Consider the following 20,335-nt stretch of genomic DNA (forward strand, 5'->3'; position numbering starts at 1 on the left):
CCTTCACGGATCGCGAAACGTAGACCTTCATCCATCGCGATTGGAGCGATTAGCTCTACAACCATTTGGATGTTGTCACCTGGCATTACCATCTCTACGCCTTCTGGTAGAGAGATATCGCCTGTTACGTCCGTTGTACGGAAGTAGAACTGTGGACGGTAGCCTTTGAAGAACGGTGTATGACGGCCGCCTTCATCTTTAGACAATACATACACTTCTGACTCGAACTTAGTGTGTGGAGTGATTGAACCTGGTTTCGCTAGTACTTGACCACGTTCTACTTCATCACGCTTAGTACCACGTAGAAGTGCACCAACGTTCTCACCTGCACGACCTTCGTCAAGCAGCTTACGGAACATCTCAACACCTGTACAAGTCGTTGTGATTGTGTCTTTGATACCAATGATCGCAACTTCATCACCTACACGTAGGATACCGCGCTCGATACGGCCAGTTACTACTGTACCACGACCTTGGATTGAGAATACGTCTTCGATTGGTAGTAGGAATGCTTGGTCTACTGCACGCTCAGGCTCTGGAATGTAAGTGTCTAGCGCTTCAGCAAGTTCAATGATTTTCGCTTCCCACTGCTCTTCGCCGTTTAGTGCGCCTAGTGCAGAACCTTGGATAACTGGTAGGTCATCACCTGGGAAATCGTACTCAGATAGAAGCTCACGAACTTCCATTTCTACTAGCTCTAGAAGCTCTTCATCATCAACCATGTCACATTTGTTCATGAATACGATGATGTAAGGAATACCAACTTGGCGACCAAGTAGGATGTGCTCACGAGTTTGTGGCATTGGGCCATCTGTTGCAGCAACAACTAGGATACCGCCGTCCATTTGCGCAGCACCTGTGATCATGTTTTTAACATAGTCAGCGTGTCCTGGGCAGTCTACGTGTGCGTAGTGGCGTGCTGGTGTATCGTACTCTACGTGAGAAGTATTGATTGTAATACCGCGCTCGCGCTCTTCTGGAGCGTTATCGATAGATGCGAAGTCTTTCGCTTCACCACCGTACACTTTTGCAAGTGTAGTACAGATAGCAGCAGTTAGAGTTGTTTTACCGTGGTCAACGTGGCCGATAGTACCAACGTTTACGTGCGGTTTCGTACGTTCAAATTTTGCTTTAGACACGATCGTGTTCCTTCCTAGTTATGATTCGTCTTGAGTCACATATAGCTCAAGACGCGCCAGAAATTGCTATTTTATGCGCCAACTCTCATCAGCGCAATAGATTCGTTATTAAACAAATAACAGTTAACCACGTTCTGCAATGATTGCTTCTGCAACATTTTTTGGCACATCAGCGTACTCTGCAAACTCCATGGAGTAAGAGGCGCGACCCTGAGTGGCAGATCGTAAGTCTGTTGCATAACCAAACATTTCCGATAGAGGGACTCTAGCATGGATAATCTTAAGGCCTGCATGGCCTTCATCCATACCTTCAATCATGCCGCGACGACGGTTTAAGTCACCCACAACATCACCCATCCAATCTTCTGGAGTAGTTACTTCAACTTTCATCATTGGTTCAAGAAGAACAGGCTGCGCTTCTAAAGCACCTTTCTTGAACGCCATCGAACCAGCAATCTTAAACGCCATCTCGCTTGAGTCGACATCATGATATGAACCATCGAATAATGTCGCTTTCACATCCAGAATCGGATAACCAGCTAACACACCGTTGTTCATTTGCTCTTCGATACCTTTCGCAACCGAGCTGATGTATTCCTTAGGAATCACACCACCAACGATTTCGTCGACAAAGACAAAGCCTTCACCGAGTTCCGCAGGTTCAATCTTAAGCCAAACGTGACCATATTGACCACGACCACCAGATTGACGAACGAACTTGCCTTCTACTTCCGCTTTTCCACGGATAGTTTCGCGGTAAGCCACTTGTGGTTTACCAACGTTACAGTCCACACTGAACTCACGCTTCATGCGATCAACAATGATGTCTAGGTGAAGCTCACCCATACCAGAGATCAACGTTTGACCTGTTTCCTTATCGGTTTCGACACGGAAAGATGGGTCTTCTGCCGCCAGTTTACCTAGCGCAATACCCATTTTTTCTTGGTCAGCTTTAGAGCGAGGCTCTACCGCAATTTGAATCACTGGCTCAGGGAATTCCATGCGCTCAAGAACCACTTTGTGGTCTGGGTTACACAGCGTATCGCCTGTCGTGACATCTTTTAAGCCGATCGCAGCCGCAATATCGCCAGCACGAACTTCTTTAATCTCTTCACGTTTGTTGGCATGCATCTGTACGATACGACCAAAACGTTCTTTTTTCTGTTTCACTGAGTTGTAAACGGCATCGCCAGAGTTCACCACACCAGAGTAAACACGCATGAAAGTCAATGTCCCAACAAATGGGTCAGTGGCAATCTTAAATGCAAGTGCCGAGAAAGGTTCGTTGTCGTCAGCGTGACGTTCTACTTCGTTCTCGTTTTCATCCACGCCTTTAATGGCTGGTACATCTACCGGTGAAGGCAAATATTCAACAACCGCATCCAATACCGCTTGTACGCCTTTATTTTTAAAGGCACTACCACAAGTGGCCAATACGATTTCATTGTTAATGGTACGAGTCCGTAGCGCTTGTTTGATTTCCGCTTCTGTCAGCTCGCCGTCTTCAAGATACTTTTCCATTAACTCTTCACTAGCTTCCGCTGCCGCTTCTACTAGGTTGTTGTGCCATTCTTCGGCCAACTCAAGCATATCTTCTGGAATGTCTTCGTAAGTAAACGTCATGCCTTGATCGGCTTCATTCCAGTTGATGGCTTTCATCTTGATAAGGTCGATGACACCTTTGAACTCTTCTTCCGCACCAATATTTAATTGAATAGGAACAGGAGTCGCACCAAGACGATGTTTAATTTGGTTTACAACGCGTAAAAAGTCTGCGCCAGCACGGTCCATTTTATTAACGAACACCATGCGAGGAACACCGTATTTGTCAGCTTGACGCCATACAGTTTCAGACTGGGGTTCAACACCAGATGAGCCACAGAATACAACCACTGCACCATCAAGCACACGAAGTGAACGCTCTACTTCAATTGTAAAGTCAACGTGTCCTGGGGTATCAATGATGTTTACGCGATGATCTTGGAACTGTGCTTCCATACCACGCCAGAAGGTTGTCGTAGCAGCAGAAGTGATAGTGATACCACGTTCTTGCTCCTGCTCCATCCAGTCCATGGTTGCAGCACCATCGTGAACTTCGCCGATTTTGTGAGAAAGGCCAGTGTAGAACAGAATACGCTCAGTAGTGGTTGTTTTACCTGCATCTACGTGAGCACAGATACCGATGTTGCGGTAGCGCTCAATAGGAGTTTTCCGAGCCACGATTGTATCCTCTTACTAAGGTAATCCTTAGAGTATGAAAATGTGCTGCGAGAGAACCTCGCAGCACAGAAGGTATTACCAGCGGTAATGAGCGAATGCTTTGTTCGCTTCTGCCATACGGTGAACGTCTTCACGTTTCTTAACAGCAGTACCTTTATTTTCTGACGCGTCTAGCATTTCAGCAGCTAGGCGAGCAGCCATAGATTTTTCACCACGCTTACGCGCAGCATCAACTACCCAACGCATAGCAAGTGCGTTACGGCGAACCGGACGTACTTCTACTGGCACTTGGTAAGTTGAACCACCCACGCGGCGAGATTTAACTTCGACCGCTGGACGTACGTTTTCAAGAGCTTCTTCAAATACAGCTAAGTGACCTTTGCCAGATTTCTCAGCCATAGTGTCTAGTGCAGTGTAAACAATTTTCTCTGCAGTAGATTTTTTACCGTCAACCATAAGAATGTTAACGAATTTTGCCAGCAGTTCAGACTTGAACTTTGGATCTGGAAGGATCTTACGCTGACCAATAACGCGACGACGTGGCATGGATATTCTCCGTTGTCTTTTTCAGGTTATCCAAAACTTTTCAGTTTCTTCAAAAATTAAATAATTTAGTGTTTGGCCTTACTTAACGGAAATCCATTAAGATTTAGGACGTTTCACACCGTATTTAGAACGAGCTTGTTTACGGTCGTTTACGCCTGCACAGTCAAGTGCACCACGGATTGTGTGGTAACGCACACCTGGAAGGTCTTTTACACGACCGCCACGGATAAGAACAACTGAGTGCTCTTGAAGGTTGTGACCTTCACCGCCGATGTACGAAGTCACTTCGAAGCCGTTCGTTAGACGAACACGACATACTTTACGAAGTGCTGAGTTAGGTTTTTTAGGTGTAGTAGTGTAAACACGTGTACATACACCACGTTTTTGTGGGCACGCTTCTAGTGCTGGCACGTTGCTTTTAACAACTTGCTTTACACGAGGATTGCGGACCAACTGGTTAATAGTTGCCATTAACTAGCTCCTGAATTTACTTAAAGTAAGCTTTGTGAAAAATCTAGTCCCTAGTGCACTTAGTACAAATAGGGACGCAAAATTCTATGCAGCAGTGAGAGGTGTGTCAAGAAATATACAGATCTTTTTTAACCACCATAAGTAAAGGGTGGGTAATAGAAGGGTAATAGTGATAAAAAAACCTACCAAGTGATTGATTTTTCATGATTAGTAGTAAGTTCAACCAAACCAGAGAAATCCACTTTGGTAATTTGTACTGAGCAGAGATCCTGCACACCACGCGCGCAGAGATCCTCAAGTAAGACATAAACCCTGTTCAGATCGTTGAGTAGTAAAAAAGAGCCCGCACTAGGGTTACTCATATAAACCGCTTCTTCAACCAAGATAATACTATCCTCAGTCAAACAATAACGCTGCGCTAAGGCCAGTTTTGCCGTGTCTTTTACAATATGCAGCATAGGTACACCTTAGAAAGTTAGTACTTGATCGCACTCGTGAAGTAACTGAGCGATTTGCTGAGGCGATTTTTTTTCAACATCAATTACCCATTGAGCCGATGCTAACCCCAACTCTTCAACGCTTTGCTCACACAGATAAAGGTGTTCAATATCGTATAACTCAAGCAGTTTAAACGCACTGATGTAATCACGGCTAAGCAGTTGTTGCGGTGATTGGTTGGCGACGATTTGCGTCACCCCAAGCCCAACAAAAAAGAGCGAGATCGCATCACAATAGGCAGAGGCTGCCAGTACAGCATCCAGCCCTTCTCTTCCAGCCGAACTAGAATGAGGCGAAGAATGAAAAACAAAACCGATTTTTTTCAAAACTGTACCACTCGATCTTGAGTTAATAACGCTTCAGCTAAGCTTCCTAACCCAGTTTGTGCAAAACCTTGTGCCAAATTATCTGCAGTGAGCTGGTGTTGCTGAGCTTCATTTTCACTGATAATGCCACGACGTAACGCTGCAGCAACACAGGTTTCTAAGCGTACATGGTGTTCAGTAGCTAGCCTCTGCCATGCTTTCACAAGATCAAACTCATCGTTCGCAGGCGCGGTGATCGCAGAGCCATTGAAAACACCATCTTGATAAAAAAATACTTGCTTGAGTGAATGCCCTTTTTCTAGCAATGCACAGGCAAACAGATAAGCACTACGCGCTGCCTGTGTGCCATACACTGAGCCATTGACCAATAATGTGTAACTCAATACTGGCGCCACTAACATTCATCTCCGGTCTTGCGTTGGCGAATGTAGAGATAGACAGTATGTTTAGAGATATTGAGCCGATCAGCTACGCGGTTAATCGCATCTTTGATGTCAAAAATACCTTTGTCATACAGCTCCATCACGATCTGACGGTTCTTGGTATTGTTAGACACTGATTTATCAGCGTTGATCTCTTCGATGGTACGCTCTACCGTCTGATCCACCAGCTCTTCTACATCACTGGCAAAGTTAACCGATGAGGCGGCTTCCTGAGCTTCCTGAGTCGGCATGAATGATTGCAGAACTTGTGAGAACGGAGCATCTAAATTAACGTTGATACAAAGTAAGCCAATGACTCGGTTATCACCATTACGAATCGCGACCGTAATCGATTTCATCAACACGCCACCCTTGGCGCGAGAGAAATACGATCGTGAGAAGTTACGCTCCGATCCTTCAATATCTTTCAACATACGCAGTGCAAGATCAGTGATCGGGGAACCCACTTGACGTCCCGTGTTTTCACCATTGGCAATTTTAATCGCCGAGGTATTGAGATCTTCCAATGAGTGCAGAACGATCTCACAAAAAGGACCAATCAGGCTGGCGATACCGTCAACCACAGCTTCATAAGATCGAAGAATGATTTTATCGTGATCACTAAATGGCATCACGTGCACGGATTCCATTTCAAGCAACATATCCGCGTTTAAAGTTTCTGTCGTTGTCACTGTTATCTAGCCTTAGAGCGAAAAATCAACAAACTGACGTAAGTTTATCAGAAAATTTTAATCGAAAACTCTGTTAAGTCACTAACAAGTGATTTAGGACAACTAATTAGTGAGTCGTTAGAGACAGAAAAGGCCTGATTCATCAGGCCTTTGAGCTGGTTACAACGGTTCAACAATGGCTGATATTATTTAGCCGCATCGCTACCGTTATCAATTTTTAGCAACTCCACTTCAAACACAAGTGTTGAGTTTGCTGGAATAGTCGGTGTGTCTTGCTCACCGTAAGCCAGTTGCGGCGGGATAACAAACTTGTATTTTGCTCCCACTTGCATCAGTTGCACACCTTCTGTCCAACCAGGAATAACCCGATTGAGTGGGAATGTCGCTGGCTCACCACGATCATACGAGCTATCAAATTGAGTACCGTCAGCCAGTGTCCCTTTGTAATGCACTTGAACAGTATCGGTCTCTTTTGGTGACTCACCTTTTGCTGGCGTCAGTACTTGGTACAGTAAACCAGATTCAGTTTTCTTTACGCCATCTTGTTTTTCAAATTCAGCGCGGAATTCATCACCAGCTTTTTCAGCAGCAGCCGCTTTTTCAGCGGCTTTCGCTTGCATGGTTTCAGAAACGCGTTTATCTAGAGCTTCTAGCGCTGCGCGTGTCTCTTCTTCACTCAACTCAGCATTGCCCGCGAAGACATGTTCAATCCCTTTTAGAACCAGATCTTTATTCAGATTGATACCAATTTCGGCTGGTTTTTCAATGCTGGTGCTGAGGTAATTTGCAAAAGAGACGCCAATCGCGTAAGCCGCTTTGTCATCTTCTGTTTTAAAGTGAACCGTTTTTCCCGCTTCCGTTTGTACTTGTTCTGCTGCAGGTGCTGCTTCAGTTTTCGGGGCTTCATCTTTCTGGCAGCCAACTGCAAGCATGACGGTTGCCGCAAGCAGTGACACTTTAAACAATGATTTCATTTATTTCTCCAATTTGTAGGCAAACCTTTTGTTATTACGCACAAATTTCGGTGAAAAACTGGTGCGCTAAACAGAGTTGTACCAATATAGCGATATGTTGATAGATTGTCTTTACACTCAAAGCGGATAATTAGACTTGATGCGAATAATTTCTCATTCAATCCTAGGTTGCATTGTCATCTTGATGTTAAATGGCTGTTTTTTCTCTAACAGCGATGTACAACGTTGGGATATAGAACCAAACGGTTCGACCAGTTTCGGTTTAAGCCGCGATGGTCGTTTTGCGCTACTCTATTCCAAACAAAGACAACTCGTTCTATGGGATCTTGAACAAAACAAAACCTTAGCCGAATTGGGACCTCAAGACCCACAAGCCAATACCGTTTCTCATATTCGACTCTCCGATAATGGCCGTTTTGCCGTGACCGCTAGCCAAATTAACTTTGCCGTATGGGACTTAGGTTGGACACAAGCTCAAGGTTTGTGGTCCATCTCCGATGGGCTGATCCGAGACATTGACATTGCCAATAACGGAAAACAAGTTCTACTCGGTTTATCCAATGGTAAAGCGATTTACGTCGATTTAGTCACTGGACGTCGACTAGAGTTCCTTGCTCATCGAGAAAAAGTGAATTCTGTCGCCCTATCGCCCAATGGCCGCTTTGCTCTGACGGGAGGTAATGATTATTTTGCCTACCTTTGGGATACGCAAAGTGGGCAAATTTTACGATCGTTTGAACATGAGCAGCGGGTGAATCGAGTAGCGCTGCAGCGAGAGGGAAAATTAGCCTTTACCTCAGATGGTGGTAATCAATCCATTATTTGGGATCTCTCCTCGGGTAAGGAACAGGCGAAATTGCGCAGTTTTTCACGACAATTGATTTTCTCTACGGCGCGTTTTTCCGATGATGGCAGGTTGCTTGTGACAGGGAATCCTTCAAGCCAAGTCGCGGTTTGGGATACTCAAAGTGGTAAAAAACAGCAAGGATTCGAAGTAGAACCGCTAAAAGATGCTCGCCCACCCACTGCGGTGGTGTATGATGCGGCCTTTGATCATCAGCAACGAATTATTACCGGAAGCTCTGCAGGTATTGCTCAAGCTTGGAAACTCGACGATTAGTTATGAACGATAAGTATATTCAGCAATTAGAACAGCGTGTTAGTGACTTGGAATGCCAACTTGCTTTCCAAGAACAAACCATTGATGAACTCAATCAAGCATTATCAACACAGCAGCTCATGCTAACGAAAATGCAAGACCAAATGAAATATGTGGCTGGTAAAGTCAAAAATATGGATGCCTCACATTTAGCGGATCCATCAGAAGAGACTCCACCACCTCACTATTGATAGTGATGATACTGATAGTGATAAACTGATAATAATAAATCGGTTACCGCGCTATTGTGCATCACTATCGTGCGAAGTAGTACGCAATGATGCCTCCTGCAACGACGAGACAACCACCGATGCGGCGCAGTTGATGATCGGGCTGCTGGCTGAGCTCTGCCACCATCTTTCTCCAGCCATTAGGGGCGATTAACGGTCCAATACCTTCTGCAATTAACACCAGCCCCACAGCAAGCCAGATTGAATTCGACATAGTGCCTTCTCTCTTAAAGCCATAAACGACAAAGGCTCCCTGAAGGAGCCTTTGAATAAACAACGGTCAATTATTTCGTTGTCAAACCTTTGGTGTTATTCATGTACTTGAAGAAATCACTCTTAGGATCAAGCACCAAGATATCACTCTTCTCGCTAAATGATTTCTCATAGGCTTTCAGCGAACGTAAGAACCCGTAAAACTCAGGATCTTTACTGTACACATCTGAGTAAATCTTCGCTGCTTTAGCATCAGCATCACCGCGAGTTACGCGAGCCGTTTTATCCGCTTCCGCTAAGATAGTCGCCACTTCAAGTTCAGCTTGAGCACGAATGACTTCGGCTTTTTCACGACCTTGAGAGCGGTGTTTACGAGCTACTGACTCACGTTCAGCACGCATACGACGATAGATAGACTCACTGATCTCATCTGGGAGGTTGATTTTCTTAATACGGAAATCAACCACTCTAACGCCTAAATCTTTCAGTGCGCCTTTACGCGTATCTTCCAACACATTTTCCATCACTTGGTCACGCTGACCATCGATTTCCAATGCTTGTTTCGCAGCCTCAGTCGTGACGACTTCATCATCAGCACTTTCCGGCAAGACATCTTTATTACGTGGGCCTGAAACAATTTGTTTGATTTCACGAGAACCGATTTCAGAACGAAGAATGTCTGTCACTTTACGCTCTAACAGTGCTTGTGCCGTCAATGCATTGCCACCACCCGTTGCCAAGTAGTATTGACCAAAGTCTTCAATACGCCATTTGACATAGGTATCGATGATCACATCTTTTTTCTCTGAAGTCACGAAACGGTCAGAGCGGCCATCCATTGTTTGGATGCGCGCATCTAACGTTCTTACTCGATCAAACAGTGGCATTTTAAAATGCAAACCCGGTTCGTAGATTCGAGCAATTTCATTGTTATCTTTCAGAATACGACCGAAACGGACAACAATACCGCGCTCACCTTCAGGAATCACAAACAGCGACATCAACATCAATACCAGTGCAATCACTAATACTGGGATCATTAACTTACGCATTACTAGTATCTCCCTTGACGTGTATTGCTAGAGCGAGACGGTGTATTACCTGTATCACTGCTGGTTGGTGAATCAAGCTCTATCTGATCATAGGTTGATGATGATTTATCTTGACGTTTGGTGTCATTCTTACTGTCTTGGCCTGTAATTCGATCCAACGGTAGATAAAGCATATTGCCACTGGATTCTGAATCAATCAGCACTTTAGATGTGTTTGAATACACTTCTTCCATGGTATCTAGGTAGAGACGATTACGTGTCACATCTGGCGCGGCTTGATACTCAGGGAGCAGTTTTTCAAACTGTGCCACTTGACCCAATGCTTCGTTAATCGTGCGTTCTGTATAACCTTGCGCTTCTTTCTTCAAACGTTCTGCTCGGCCTGTTGCTTTAGGCAGGATTTCGTTCTTATACGCTTCAGATTCACGAATGAAACGCTCTTCATCTTCTCGCGCCGCAATCGCATCATCGAACGCATCTTTCACTTGCTCTGGCGGACGAGCCGACTGGAAGTTGACATCGACAATCATTAAGCCCATATCATAGCTATCAATGATTTGATTCAAGGTCGTTTGGGTACTTTGACGAATTTGCTGACGGCCACTGGTTAAGATACTGTCCATCAAAGAATCACCAACCACGGCACGTAATGCTGAATCAGTTGCTTGGCGTAAGCTATCGTCAGCATTAGTCACACGATACAAGTACTTGTATGGATCAGACACGCGATATTGTACATCCATGCCAACAGTAACTACGTTTTCATCTTTGGTTAGCATCAAACCCGATGCACGTAGTGAGCGAATCGCTTGTACGTTAACGGCCGTCACCTCATCAACAAAGCGAGGACGCCAGTTCAAACCTGGATCAACGATGCGATCATACTTACCTAAACGCAGCACGACGCCACGCTCAGCTTCACCAATCGTATAGAAACCAGAAAAGAACCACACCGCAACTGCGATTGCGGCAATGACTCCAAAGCCAATTGCGCTACCACCAGAGAATGAAGGGCCTTTACCGCCTTTCTTACCAAATCGTCCGCCCAGTTTCTGGCTCAGTTTATTGAAAACCTCATCCAAATCTGGCGGTCCTTGATCACGGCCACCTTTGTTTTTGTCACCACGATTATTACCCCAAGGGTCATTATCGCGGCCATTGTTGCCGTTGTTATTACCGGGCTCATTCCACGCCATTAGAAAGCTCCATCATTTGATATGACGTTATACTGTAGCAGTCCTTTAAGTAACTATAAAGTCACGCAAAACTGCTTCTTCTCTTTTTTCTAGTCTAAACCAATCAACTTGCTGCATACGAATGTTAATCAACAAATTACCATCTGGATCATATTCTTCTTGTTGAATACATTTCATTTGTGAAAATGCACTACGAATGCGACCTTGGTGCAGTGGTGGAATACACAATTGATATTGAATGACTTGACTCGCTAATCGCTCTGTCAATGCTTCGAAAAGCAGATCAATACCTTGTCCATCCATGGCTGATAACCACACGGTTCTCGGTATTCCCTCATCATCTTTTTCGATGCGAGGTTGTTGGCCTTCTAGATTATCGATCTTGTTCATGACGACAAGCGTTGGCACCTCATGGGCGTCAATCTCTTCTAATACATCATGGACGGCTTTGATATTCTCACGAAAACGCTCATCACTGGCATCAACAACATGTAACAAAATGTCAGCTTCTTGAGTTTCTTGTAACGTGGCTTTAAATGCTGCAACTAAATCGTGCGGCAGATGACGAATAAATCCTACGGTGTCAGCGAGAACGGCAGTACCAACGTCCGCCAATTCGATTTTCCGCAAGGTAGGATCTAGGGTTGCAAACAGTTGATCGGCTGCATACACCCCAGCTTCAGTAATGCGATTAAATAACGTTGATTTCCCCGCATTGGTATAACCCACTAGCGATATGGTGGGAATCTCAGCTCGATTTCGAGCTCGGCGTCCTTGTTCTCGCTGCTTAGCGACTTTCTCTAAGCGGCGTAATATCGCTTTAATACGTTCACGCAATAAACGTCTGTCGGTTTCTAGCTGCGTTTCACCAGGTCCACGTAAGCCTATACCGCCTTTTTGTCGCTCAAGGTGCGTCCAACCACGAATTAATCGCGTAGAGATGTGGCGCAATTGTGCCAGCTCTACTTGCAACTTCCCTTCATGGGTTCGTGCTCGTTGGGCAAAAATATCGAGGATGAGGCCAGTACGGTCAATCACTCGACATTGGCATAGTTGTTCAAGATTACGTTCTTGGGCAGGAGAAAGGGCGTGGTTGAAGATCACCACATCCGCTTCAACAAGTTGAACCGCATGCGCTATCTCTTGGGCTTTACCCTCACCGACATAATATTTAGGGTGTGGAGTTTGACGGCTGCCAGTAATAATTTGCAGTGTCGACACTCCAGCAGAAGAAACCAGCATTTCACACTCGCTGAGATCATCCCACTCACCCTTTTGCGTGAAGTTGATATGAACAAGTACCGCTCGCTCACCGGCTTCGTAACGGTCAAACAAGCAACCAACTCCTTTGTAAGTAAATAATACTAATCAGAGAATTACTCTTCTGATTTGTCTGATGGACGATCAGACCCAGTGCGTGGCTCAGCAGTGTGGTGGCTCACTGCACGTGCAGGAACAACCGTTGAAATCGCATGCTTATACACCATTTGATTGACTGTGTTTTTCAGTAAGATCACAAATTGATCAAAGGATTCAATCTGACCTTGAAGCTTAATTCCGTTCACAAGGTAGATGGATACTGGAATGCGCTCACGACGTAGTGCATTTAAGAATGGGTCTTGTAGAGATTGCCCCTTAGCCATTTTATTTTCCTTATTTGTATTTTGTTGTAGTTATTTAGCTAGTGGTGCACTGCATTATTGGTGCGGCCTTTGCATCTGAGCTAAATGAATAAAAACCCCGTTGCTACTTGTTATGACGGCGATAATGCCAAATATCAAGTAACGGATCCTTTACAGGGTACATCACGCAAAAGCGATCACATTATACACAGCTAACTCCATCAGATGCTATGGCATTTGAGAGAGTTTCTACTGCATGATCAATGTTTTCGCTATCTAACCAAGTTAAATCATCCCAGCTGCGTAACCAGGTGATCTGACGCTTGGCCAATTGACGGGTTGCACAGATTCCACGATATACCGCTTCCTCTAACGTACAATTCCCATCCAAATAGTCCCACATCTGTCGATAACCAACACAGCGAATCGATGGCAAATCCGGATGAAGATCGTTTCGAGCATAAAGTGCTTTCATTTCTTCTTCAAATCCAGCTTCGATCATCTTTTCAAACCTGAGTTCGATTCGACGGTGGAGCTCAGCCCTTTCCTTGGGAGCTATAGCAAACTGTTTAACTCGAAATGGCAGGCTTTCACCTTTCGTTTGAGTTAACTCTGTAAGAGTTTTACCTGAAATTCGGTAAACTTCCAATGCTCGTGACAATCTTTGTGGATCATTAGGATGAATTCTTGCCGCCGAAACCGGATCAATCGTTTGTAATTGATCGTGTAACTGACCCCAACCATGCTCCAAAGCCTCTTGCTCAATTTGTTGCCGTATCTCAGGGTTAGCCGCAGGAAGTGGCGAAAGCCCTTCAAGTAGAGCCTTGTAATACAACATAGTTCCCCCAACGAGCAGAGGAATTTTGCCTTGCGCGGTAATATCATGCATTGCAAGTAATGCATCGCGACGAAAATCCGCCGCCGAATAGGCTTCACTTGGATCCAAAATATCGATCAGACGATGGGGAGCGAGTGCCAGTTCATGCGCATTAGGTTTGGCGGTGCCAATATCCATGCCTTTGTAGATCAGCGCCGAGTCGACACTGATGATTTCCACTGGGTATTTTTGGCGCAAACGAATCGCCAAATCTGTTTTACCTGATGCGGTCGGGCCCATTAAAAACAGAGCCAATGGTTGTGTTTGATTCATCATTCTTTTAATTCGTTATGCCAACAAGGCCGCTATGGTGGTAGAAAAATCAACGGGGCGGACAAAACTCGCATCATGAAGAGGAAGTTGCCCTTGCCAAAGCTGTTCAAGTTCCGAAATCATTTGGATGGCTTCAGACAAAGTGTAGTCACTTTTCACCACAGTGATGTGTTCAGCCAGCCAATCGGCAACAAGATCCACCGTAATAGGTTCATCATCAGCCGTAAAATTAGCGGACACGTAAGATAGCAGATCTGGGATTAAGTTTTGCAGGTTTTGTTGCCTCAACGGTTGAGGTACGCCCATCACCATGATGCTTGAACCATGACGTTCTTTAAGCTCAATCCCTAGCGTATTCAACATCGGCTGGCAATGCGTTAACGCTTGATGTTCTTGTGCTGAGAGCTTGATGGAGAGCGGCACGAGTAAGGGTTGGCTTTTCAAGCCGCCTTGTTCGGTATGCAATTGGCCGCGAGTTTTCAGCCATGCTCCTTTGATAAGAGAAAGCAATACAACGCCCTGTTTGGACCCCATTAACAGGTACTGCCCTTTGATTACCGCAATAGCTTTACCCAACTGTTCGAGCTGCAGCATTTCACCTTGATCTTGATGTGCGATAGGAGAAAGTTCGACTGCTGAAGCTGGCGGTTGAGTTGCCATCAGCTCTTGATAGAGCTTCACTTCCCCGCTCGAAGGTGAGCCCGTTGGCTGGCGCTCAGCTTTCGCCCGAGAAGAAGATGGAGAGCCGTTTTGCTGCCAATGGCTACGCTTTGGCGTTTCAGCTATGCCGTGCGCGGTTGTGCTTTCTCGCTCTGCTTTTCGTGGATAAGCGGGAGTGTTGTCAATCGCTTGCCACACCTGCTCTGGAACGGTGTTATGCCCCTCAGTTTCTTGGCACACACTATCAATTACAGTGTCATTCTCAATGCGATCCACAGTCGCCGCATCGGGCTGATGAAAAGCCGATGGTTTGAGCTGCGGCTTCTCAATGTGCTTGCTTTCAGCCAGTGCACTACTGAGTGCTTGATAGATAAAATCATGCACTAATCGCGCTTGATGGAAACGCACCTCGTGTTTCGCGGGATGGACATTCACATCCACTTGATGGGGATCGAGCTCAATGAAGAGTACATAAGTGGCGAACTGATCGCCTCTCAGGCTGGTTTCATAACTTTGCCGGATAGCATGATTAATCAGCTTGTCACGCATCATCCGCCCATTAACGTAGCAGTATTGCAAATCACTCTGCTGGCGCGCGCCTTCTGGAGTCGTTATCCAACCATGCAAGCGAAGCCCTTGATGTTCCAACTCAATGTTCAGCATATGGCGAACAAAAGCGTTGCCACACACAGCCGCGATTCTTTTTTCCTCTTGAGCGGCCGTTTTAGCCGCTCGATATTGACGTACCATCTTGCCGTTATGGCGCACATTGATGGTGACATCAAACCGGCTCAAAGCAATGCGTTTTAGTAGCTCATCAATGTGAGTAAATTCTGTTTTCTCTGTGCGTAAAAATTTGCGCCGAGCGGGCGTATTAAAGAACAGATCGAGCACTTCGACAGACGTTCCAATCGGGTGTGCGGTTGGCTGCAACTTAACCGCCATATCTCGACCTTCACTGTATGCTGCCCAAGCTTGTTCTTGCGTGGCTGGACGAGACGTCAATGTAAGCCGAGAGACTGAGCTAATACTCGCGAGCGCTTCTCCACGAAAACCTAGGCTGACGATCGCCTCTAAATCATCTAAGGTGTGAATTTTAGAAGTAGCATGGCGGCTTAAAGCGAGCGCCAATTCCTCTTTTACTATCCCTTGCCCGTTATCACGCACACGAATAAGCTTCGTACCTCCCTTTTCGATATCGATATCGATACGAGAGGCGCCCGAATCCAAGCTATTCTCCACCAGCTCTTTAACGACAGAAGCCGGTCTTTCAACCACTTCACCTGCGGCAATTTGGTTAGCAAGACGTGCGGGTAGAATCTTAATCGTCATCATGATTATTACTTATTGGGAATGATCAACACTTGCCCTATGGCGAGCTGATCAGACCGAAGTTGGTTTACTTGGCGAATACTATTCAGACTCACTTGATATTGGCTGGCAATTTTGCTCAAAAACTCACCTTTTTCAACTTTATGCTTACGCAGCGGCTTATCCTTCAAACTCACCGTTATCTTCAGTTTCTGCCCCAGCGTTAAGGTGTCTGAACGCAAGTTATTCTCGCGTTTAATCGCATCCACACTCACTTTATACGTGCTCGCTATCTTGCCCAAATACTCGCCAGATTTCACCACATGCGTAACAATTTCCGTTTCTACTGGGTTGCTGACTACAGGAACGCGAATCGGAGCTGACGTGGCCGGAATCGTTAAGATTTGACCAATCGACAAATTGGCATTTTTTAGTTTGTTGGTTGCGATTAATGCTTGAGTCGAGGTGCCATATTTATTAGCGATAACCGAGAGTGATTCACCACGCTGCACTTTGTGCTTTTGCGTCTTACCGCGATTAGCAAACAGAGTGCCCTCGGGTGGGTTTTCTTCAAAATACTTGACGATGGCGGTTGCCAATGCGCGAGCCAATTTATCTTGATGCGAGCGCTGAAATAGCAATTGTTCCTCGGTAGGGTTAGAAATAAAACCCGTTTCAACCAACACCGAAGGAATATCGGGCGACTTAAGTACCGCCAAACTTGCGTTGACTGGCTCTGCTTTATGTAAGTGGGCTACTTTTCCCATTTCGCCTAGCAGATGAGTTGCCACCTTGTAACCCTCTTTTTGCGAGTGACTAAATTGCAAGTCCAGCAAGGTTTGGCTAACGTTTCGATCGCTATTGTTTTTTGCCAGCACTTCACCAGCCCCACCTAACAGTTCTGATTGCTGTTCGTGGTTCTCAACCCAGCGAGCTATTTCCGTATTCGCACGCTTGGTATTTAACACAAACACCGAGCCCCCCCTGGGTTGCGGGGTATGAAACGCATCGGCGTGAATGGAGACGAGTAGGTGTGACTTATTACGACGCGCAATTTCAGAACGTTTATTGAGATTGACAAAGTAATCGCCACTGCGTGTCATGACCGCCTTCATTCCCGGTACGGCGTTAATTTGATCTGCGATCTTCTTGGAGATACTTAAGGTGGCATTTTTTTCATATTTTTTGGTCGGGCCAATCGAGCCGGGATCTTCTCCACCATGACCAGCATCAATAGCCACCACGATATCCTCGGTTCCTAATAACTGCGAAGCGTCGCGGCTTACTTTAGTTTGGCTGGCCGGTTTTACTGTCGCCTTGTCGCTATCCAAATTGTGGGGTAAATCAACCACCAAACGATGCCCATACTGACCACCCGGCGTTGGCGCAAGTTTAAATGGCTGAGGGTTCACTTTGCGCTGTAACTCAAACACCAAGCGATATGTCCCTTTCTCCGGAGGCGAGCTATTACGAATTTGCTTGAGAACAGGACTATCCGTGACTTTAAGCGGCAATTTTGTATTAAGCGTGGTGTTTTTCAAATCCACCACCAAACGCTCGGGGCTGCTTAAAGTGAAATAGCTATAATCCGCTTCAGTTTTGAGATCGATAACCACTCGAGTTTCATCTGGAGAAGGCCAAACGCGCACGCCTTCTAATGCATTCGCGTGCGCCGTTGAAGTAAATAAAGCACAGCCCCAAACCGCAAGGGATAGAGTTATCGTTCGTAACAAATGGATGATGTTCAACATAACTCCAACTGACTCAACAATGAGGATCCATAGGGGCTGTTTGCACTCAGAAAAGCTTGCCTTTGTTCGCCATCGTAACGTAGCTCAACATCAATATCTGCGGTTGGAAGTAGACCGCTGCCTTTTTCTGGCCACTCAACAAGGCAGATCGCATCCGGTGTGAAATAGTCACGAATACCCATAAATTCCAACTCTTCCGGATCGGCCAAGCGATAAAGATCAAAATGGTATACTTGCCAATCGGCTAGTTGATAAGGTTCAACTAAGGTATAAGTCGGGCTCTTGACGTTGCCAACATGGCCTAATGCGCGGATGAAGCCACGGCTGAAGGTTGTTTTTCCAGCACCGAGATCACCATGCAAATAAAGCGTGGTTTGCGCAGAGCATCGCTTAGCCAAAGCTGCGCCTAATTTTACCGTTTGCTGTTCGTCTTTTAAGGTAAAGATCTTAGTACTCATGAATTACCGCTCTCAAGTGTCGAAAATTGACTATATAAAAATCAAAAGAACTCGAATAGTAAACTGGGTTGGAATTGAGAGACAAGCTCTCTTCTGTAAGTAAAAGGAAAAAACTCGCTTTTTATGTCAGTTTAATCCACATCACAGACGATCATTTCCTAGATCCTCAATAAAGGATCCGTTAAGATCCTCGCCCCTTTTTGCAACGAGCTCATCGATAATGGACTACCAAGTACTGGCAGACAAAATTAAAATCTGGGCACGTGAACTTGGCTTCGAAAAGGTCGGGATCTGCGATATCGATCTCAGTGAGCACGAAGAGCCTTTGCAGAAATGGTTGGATGCTGGATTTCACGGTGAGATGGACTGGATGGCGCGCCATGGAATGATGCGAGCTAGGCCACATGAACTCCTTCCCGGCACCGTCCGTGTGATCAGCGCACGCATGAATTACTTACCCCCAGATGCTCGGTTTGCCAGTGATTTGAATAATCCCAATTACGCTTATATCAGCCGCTACGCTCTAGGGCGTGACTACCATAAACTGGTACGCAACCAGCTCAAAAAACTCGGCGAAAAGATTGAACAAGAAGTGGGGGCACTCGGTTATCGCCCTTTTGTGGACTCCGCCCCAATACTAGAGCGGCCTTTAGCACAAAAAGCTGGGCTTGGTTGGACTGGCAAGCATTCGCTTATCCTTGATAAAGAGAGTGGTTCTTGGTTTTTTCTTGGTGAACTACTGATTGATTTGCCGCTGCCAGTCGATACACCAAGCAGCAATCAATGCGGCAAATGCACTGCCTGCATCACCTCATGCCCTACACAAGCCATTGTGGAAGACGGTGTTGTTGATGCTCGCCGATGCATCTCTTACCTCACTATAGAATATGATGGCGTAATTGCTGAAGAGTTTCGCAAGGCAATGGGTAACCGCATTTACGGCTGTGATGATTGCCAGTTGGTCTGCCCTTGGAATCGCTTTTCCGACCTCACTCAACAAAGTGATTTTCATCGCCGTCAAGCACTGGATGAACCAGACTTAGTTGAACTGTTTGCTTGGGATGAGGCCACCTTCTTACGTTATATGGAAGGTTCGGCTATTCGCCGAATTGGCCACCAGCAATGGTTGCGTAATCTTTCCATCGCTTTAGGAAACGCGCCATATTCACAACGCATTATCGCAGCGCTAAACACGAGGTTAGGCTTGTCTGATTTATTAGACGAACATATACATTGGGCGCTAGTAGAACAAAAACGAAAATCATCGGAGCCAGCGAGTGCATGCTCTAGCAATAAGAAGCAGCAGCGCTTAATTCGAATTGTCGAGAAAGGGTTACCGCGTGATGCGTAAAAAATGAGGTAATTGCATAACTAATGAACACAGACTTTGATATGTATCTCAAAATACCAATTTGTGGACAAAATTTTAAACACGACACTGTTTTCTATAATTAAGAAAAGTTAGCCACATCAGCAATTAATGACAAGGATCAAAGATCTTGATATTAATGATCATACAGTTAGTTAACCTAATGGTGACAAAATAACAAAAATTAATTTAAAAACAATTAGTTACACAGAAAGACAGCAAGATTAGAGAACAGAGCCGCATTAAAAGATCTTTCACTGACACTCACCAGCACTTCACTAAAAACACGTTATACACCAACTTATCCACAATTAATTTTTGTGGATAACTCTGTTAATGAATAAGAATAAATAGCGACGAAAAGCCAGATTCTACAGAGGCTAACCTGTGTATTGAAATTCAGCACGTAAGTTATCAAGACGGCAATAAATCCGCTTAGAACTGCAGATTATTTTTATTTTAGGGAGTTATGCTTCACAGCATTAAAGAAAGAGCATAAACCAAATACTGGTTTGAGTTCAGAGAGTACTCTGAAAGAAGCTGGAGCGACACATAACCGTTACCTCAACCTTGGCAAGGTTGCGCTCTATCAACTGAGCTAGTATCGCAATGATTAATCGTATTCACGCTTAATCTGAATTTGGTTGCGGGGGCCGGATTTGAACCGACGACCTTCGGGTTATGAGCCCGACGAGCTACCAAGCTGCTCCACCCCGCGTCCGTATTGTGTCACCGTTAAGTACGATGAAAACTTATACTCTCTAACAAGAGAAWTKRKMSCGACRMRCKASSWWSMTKYTCYWYMMMSMRWSMGKMKTGWSYYMMMSNTTAASTASGWTGMRWRSYKMWAYYYKTTYMYTYKMWAAYAAKWKRRAG

General features: G+C 45.4%; 21 protein-coding genes and 1 tRNA gene. 3 read left to right on the top strand and 19 right to left on the bottom strand.

What is annotated here, in order from left to right; all coding sequences use genetic code 11:
- The 9 genes from tuf to fkpA all read right to left on the bottom strand — a co-directional run.
- Positions 1–1,139, bottom strand: a 1,139-nt coding sequence (tuf, locus tag DD616_RS16150; protein WP_094124959.1) for an elongation factor Tu, incomplete at its 3' end; no start/stop codon positions are given.
- A 123-nt stretch (positions 1,140–1,262) separates the two neighbouring features.
- Positions 1,263–3,359, bottom strand: coding sequence for an elongation factor G (gene fusA / locus DD616_RS16155; protein WP_010318928.1), 2,097 nt, complete (start codon positions 3,357–3,359; stop codon positions 1,263–1,265).
- Positions 3,360–3,434: 75 nt separating this feature from the next.
- Entirely contained in the window at positions 3,435–3,905 is a 471-nt protein-coding gene (gene rpsG, locus DD616_RS16160; protein WP_013857921.1) for a 30S ribosomal protein S7, read from the bottom strand.
- Positions 3,906–4,001: 96 nt separating this feature from the next.
- Positions 4,002–4,376 (bottom strand): 30S ribosomal protein S12, encoded by a 375-nt coding sequence (gene rpsL, locus DD616_RS16165; protein ID WP_010318930.1) that lies wholly within the window; start codon positions 4,374–4,376, stop codon positions 4,002–4,004.
- Between the two features lie 182 nt (positions 4,377–4,558).
- Positions 4,559–4,834, bottom strand: a complete 276-nt coding sequence (gene tusB, locus DD616_RS16170) for a sulfurtransferase complex subunit TusB (protein ID WP_170895717.1) — start codon at positions 4,832–4,834, stop codon at positions 4,559–4,561.
- 9 nt (positions 4,835–4,843) lie between these two features.
- Positions 4,844–5,200, bottom strand: a complete 357-nt coding sequence (gene tusC / locus DD616_RS16175) for a sulfurtransferase complex subunit TusC (protein ID WP_013857923.1) — start codon at positions 5,198–5,200, stop codon at positions 4,844–4,846.
- Positions 5,197–5,601, bottom strand: a complete 405-nt coding sequence (gene tusD / locus DD616_RS16180) for a sulfurtransferase complex subunit TusD (protein ID WP_208871921.1) — start codon at positions 5,599–5,601, stop codon at positions 5,197–5,199. The genes tusC and tusD overlap by 4 nt, the downstream gene beginning before the upstream one ends.
- Complete coding sequence (locus DD616_RS16185; RefSeq protein WP_013857924.1) at positions 5,595–6,314, bottom strand: helix-turn-helix transcriptional regulator; 720 nt, start codon at positions 6,312–6,314, stop codon at positions 5,595–5,597. The genes tusD and DD616_RS16185 overlap by 7 nt, the downstream gene beginning before the upstream one ends.
- A 185-nt stretch (positions 6,315–6,499) precedes the next feature.
- On the bottom strand, positions 6,500–7,288 hold the full coding sequence (fkpA, locus tag DD616_RS16190; RefSeq protein WP_010318935.1) for an FKBP-type peptidyl-prolyl cis-trans isomerase: 789 nt from the start codon (positions 7,286–7,288) through the stop codon (positions 6,500–6,502).
- Between the two features lie 139 nt (positions 7,289–7,427).
- On the opposite strand from fkpA, the gene DD616_RS16195 reads away from it, so the two are divergent.
- Together DD616_RS16195 and DD616_RS16200 are read left to right on the top strand one after the other, a co-directional pair.
- The gene (locus DD616_RS16195; protein ID WP_026027456.1) at positions 7,428–8,408 is read left to right on the top strand and encodes a WD40 repeat domain-containing protein; all 981 of its coding nucleotides are present in this window, start codon (positions 7,428–7,430) and stop codon (positions 8,406–8,408) included.
- Between the two features lie 2 nt (positions 8,409–8,410).
- A complete protein-coding gene (locus DD616_RS16200; protein WP_010318937.1) occupies positions 8,411–8,638 on the top strand; it encodes a SlyX family protein in 228 nt (75 codons plus the stop codon).
- Positions 8,639–8,702: 64 nt separating this feature from the next.
- Here DD616_RS16200 and DD616_RS16205 read toward each other — a convergent pair whose 3' ends face one another.
- The 9 genes from DD616_RS16205 to tsaE all read right to left on the bottom strand — a co-directional run bounded on the left by DD616_RS16205 (position 8,703) and on the right by tsaE (position 18,090).
- Complete coding sequence (locus tag DD616_RS16205) at positions 8,703–8,891, bottom strand: DUF2065 domain-containing protein (RefSeq protein WP_017043313.1); 189 nt, start codon at positions 8,889–8,891, stop codon at positions 8,703–8,705.
- Between the two features lie 70 nt (positions 8,892–8,961).
- Positions 8,962–9,942: a protease modulator HflC gene (hflC, locus tag DD616_RS16210; RefSeq protein WP_013857929.1), complete on the bottom strand. Its 981-nt coding sequence runs from the start codon at positions 9,940–9,942 to the stop codon at positions 8,962–8,964.
- A 2-nt stretch (positions 9,943–9,944) separates the two neighbouring features.
- Positions 9,945–11,138, bottom strand: a complete 1,194-nt coding sequence (gene hflK, locus DD616_RS16215) for an FtsH protease activity modulator HflK (RefSeq protein ID WP_013857930.1) — start codon at positions 11,136–11,138, stop codon at positions 9,945–9,947.
- A gap of 45 nt (positions 11,139–11,183) precedes the next feature.
- Positions 11,184–12,473, bottom strand: coding sequence for a ribosome rescue GTPase HflX (hflX, locus tag DD616_RS16220; RefSeq protein ID WP_010318941.1), 1,290 nt, complete (start codon positions 12,471–12,473; stop codon positions 11,184–11,186).
- A gap of 41 nt (positions 12,474–12,514) precedes the next feature.
- A complete protein-coding gene (gene hfq / locus DD616_RS16225; RefSeq protein ID WP_013857931.1) occupies positions 12,515–12,781 on the bottom strand; it encodes an RNA chaperone Hfq in 267 nt (88 codons plus the stop codon).
- A gap of 181 nt (positions 12,782–12,962) precedes the next feature.
- The gene (gene miaA / locus DD616_RS16230; protein WP_026028407.1) at positions 12,963–13,910 is read right to left on the bottom strand and encodes a tRNA (adenosine(37)-N6)-dimethylallyltransferase MiaA; all 948 of its coding nucleotides are present in this window, start codon (positions 13,908–13,910) and stop codon (positions 12,963–12,965) included.
- 15 nt (positions 13,911–13,925) lie between these two features.
- Entirely contained in the window at positions 13,926–15,902 is a 1,977-nt protein-coding gene (gene mutL / locus DD616_RS16235; protein WP_208872338.1) for a DNA mismatch repair endonuclease MutL, read from the bottom strand.
- Positions 15,903–15,910: 8 nt separating this feature from the next.
- Positions 15,911–17,632, bottom strand: a complete 1,722-nt coding sequence (locus DD616_RS16240) for an N-acetylmuramoyl-L-alanine amidase (protein ID WP_019281423.1) — start codon at positions 17,630–17,632, stop codon at positions 15,911–15,913.
- Positions 17,626–18,090 (bottom strand): tRNA (adenosine(37)-N6)-threonylcarbamoyltransferase complex ATPase subunit type 1 TsaE, encoded by a 465-nt coding sequence (tsaE, locus tag DD616_RS16245; RefSeq protein WP_010318946.1) that lies wholly within the window; start codon positions 18,088–18,090, stop codon positions 17,626–17,628. The genes DD616_RS16240 and tsaE overlap by 7 nt, the downstream gene beginning before the upstream one ends.
- 220 nt (positions 18,091–18,310) lie before the next feature.
- Between tsaE and queG the strand changes: the two genes are divergently transcribed.
- Positions 18,311–19,441 (top strand): tRNA epoxyqueuosine(34) reductase QueG, encoded by a 1,131-nt coding sequence (queG, locus tag DD616_RS16250; protein ID WP_040122935.1) that lies wholly within the window; start codon positions 18,311–18,313, stop codon positions 19,439–19,441.
- A 659-nt stretch (positions 19,442–20,100) separates the two neighbouring features.
- Here the strand turns inward: queG and DD616_RS16255 are convergent.
- Positions 20,101–20,177 (bottom strand) — tRNA-Met (locus tag DD616_RS16255).
- Between the last annotated feature and the right edge of the window lie 158 nt (positions 20,178–20,335).

It is taken from the genome of Vibrio anguillarum (genome assembly GCF_003390515.1).
In the GTDB taxonomy this organism is placed as follows: domain Bacteria; phylum Pseudomonadota; class Gammaproteobacteria; order Enterobacterales; family Vibrionaceae; genus Vibrio; species Vibrio anguillarum.

Bases quoted from the DNA above. Each gene is read 5' to 3' on its own strand.
- rpsG (WP_013857921.1), bottom strand. From the start codon at position 3,905: ATGCCACGTCGTCGCGTTATTGGTCAGCGTAAGATCCTTCCAGATCCA.
- rpsL (WP_010318930.1), bottom strand. From the start codon at position 4,376: ATGGCAACTATTAACCAGTTGGTCCGCAATCCTCGTGTAAAGCAAGTT.
- tusB (WP_170895717.1), bottom strand. From the start codon at position 4,834: ATGCTGCATATTGTAAAAGACACGGCAAAACTGGCCTTAGCGCAGCGT.
- tusD (WP_208871921.1), bottom strand. From the start codon at position 5,601: ATGTTAGTGGCGCCAGTATTGAGTTACACATTATTGGTCAATGGCTCA.
- fkpA (WP_010318935.1), bottom strand. From the start codon at position 7,288: ATGAAATCATTGTTTAAAGTGTCACTGCTTGCGGCAACCGTCATGCTT.
- DD616_RS16195 (WP_026027456.1), top strand. From the start codon at position 7,428: ATGCGAATAATTTCTCATTCAATCCTAGGTTGCATTGTCATCTTGATG.
- DD616_RS16200 (WP_010318937.1), top strand. From the start codon at position 8,411: ATGAACGATAAGTATATTCAGCAATTAGAACAGCGTGTTAGTGACTTG.
- DD616_RS16205 (WP_017043313.1), bottom strand. From the start codon at position 8,891: ATGTCGAATTCAATCTGGCTTGCTGTGGGGCTGGTGTTAATTGCAGAA.
- hflC (WP_013857929.1), bottom strand. From the start codon at position 9,942: ATGCGTAAGTTAATGATCCCAGTATTAGTGATTGCACTGGTATTGATG.
- hflK (WP_013857930.1), bottom strand. From the start codon at position 11,138: ATGGCGTGGAATGAGCCCGGTAATAACAACGGCAACAATGGCCGCGAT.
- hfq (WP_013857931.1), bottom strand. From the start codon at position 12,781: ATGGCTAAGGGGCAATCTCTACAAGACCCATTCTTAAATGCACTACGT.
- miaA (WP_026028407.1), bottom strand. From the start codon at position 13,910: ATGAATCAAACACAACCATTGGCTCTGTTTTTAATGGGCCCGACCGCA.
- mutL (WP_208872338.1), bottom strand. From the start codon at position 15,902: ATGACGATTAAGATTCTACCCGCACGTCTTGCTAACCAAATTGCCGCA.
- DD616_RS16240 (WP_019281423.1), bottom strand. From the start codon at position 17,632: ATGTTGAACATCATCCATTTGTTACGAACGATAACTCTATCCCTTGCG.
- tsaE (WP_010318946.1), bottom strand. From the start codon at position 18,090: ATGAGTACTAAGATCTTTACCTTAAAAGACGAACAGCAAACGGTAAAA.
- queG (WP_040122935.1), top strand. From the start codon at position 18,311: ATGGACTACCAAGTACTGGCAGACAAAATTAAAATCTGGGCACGTGAA.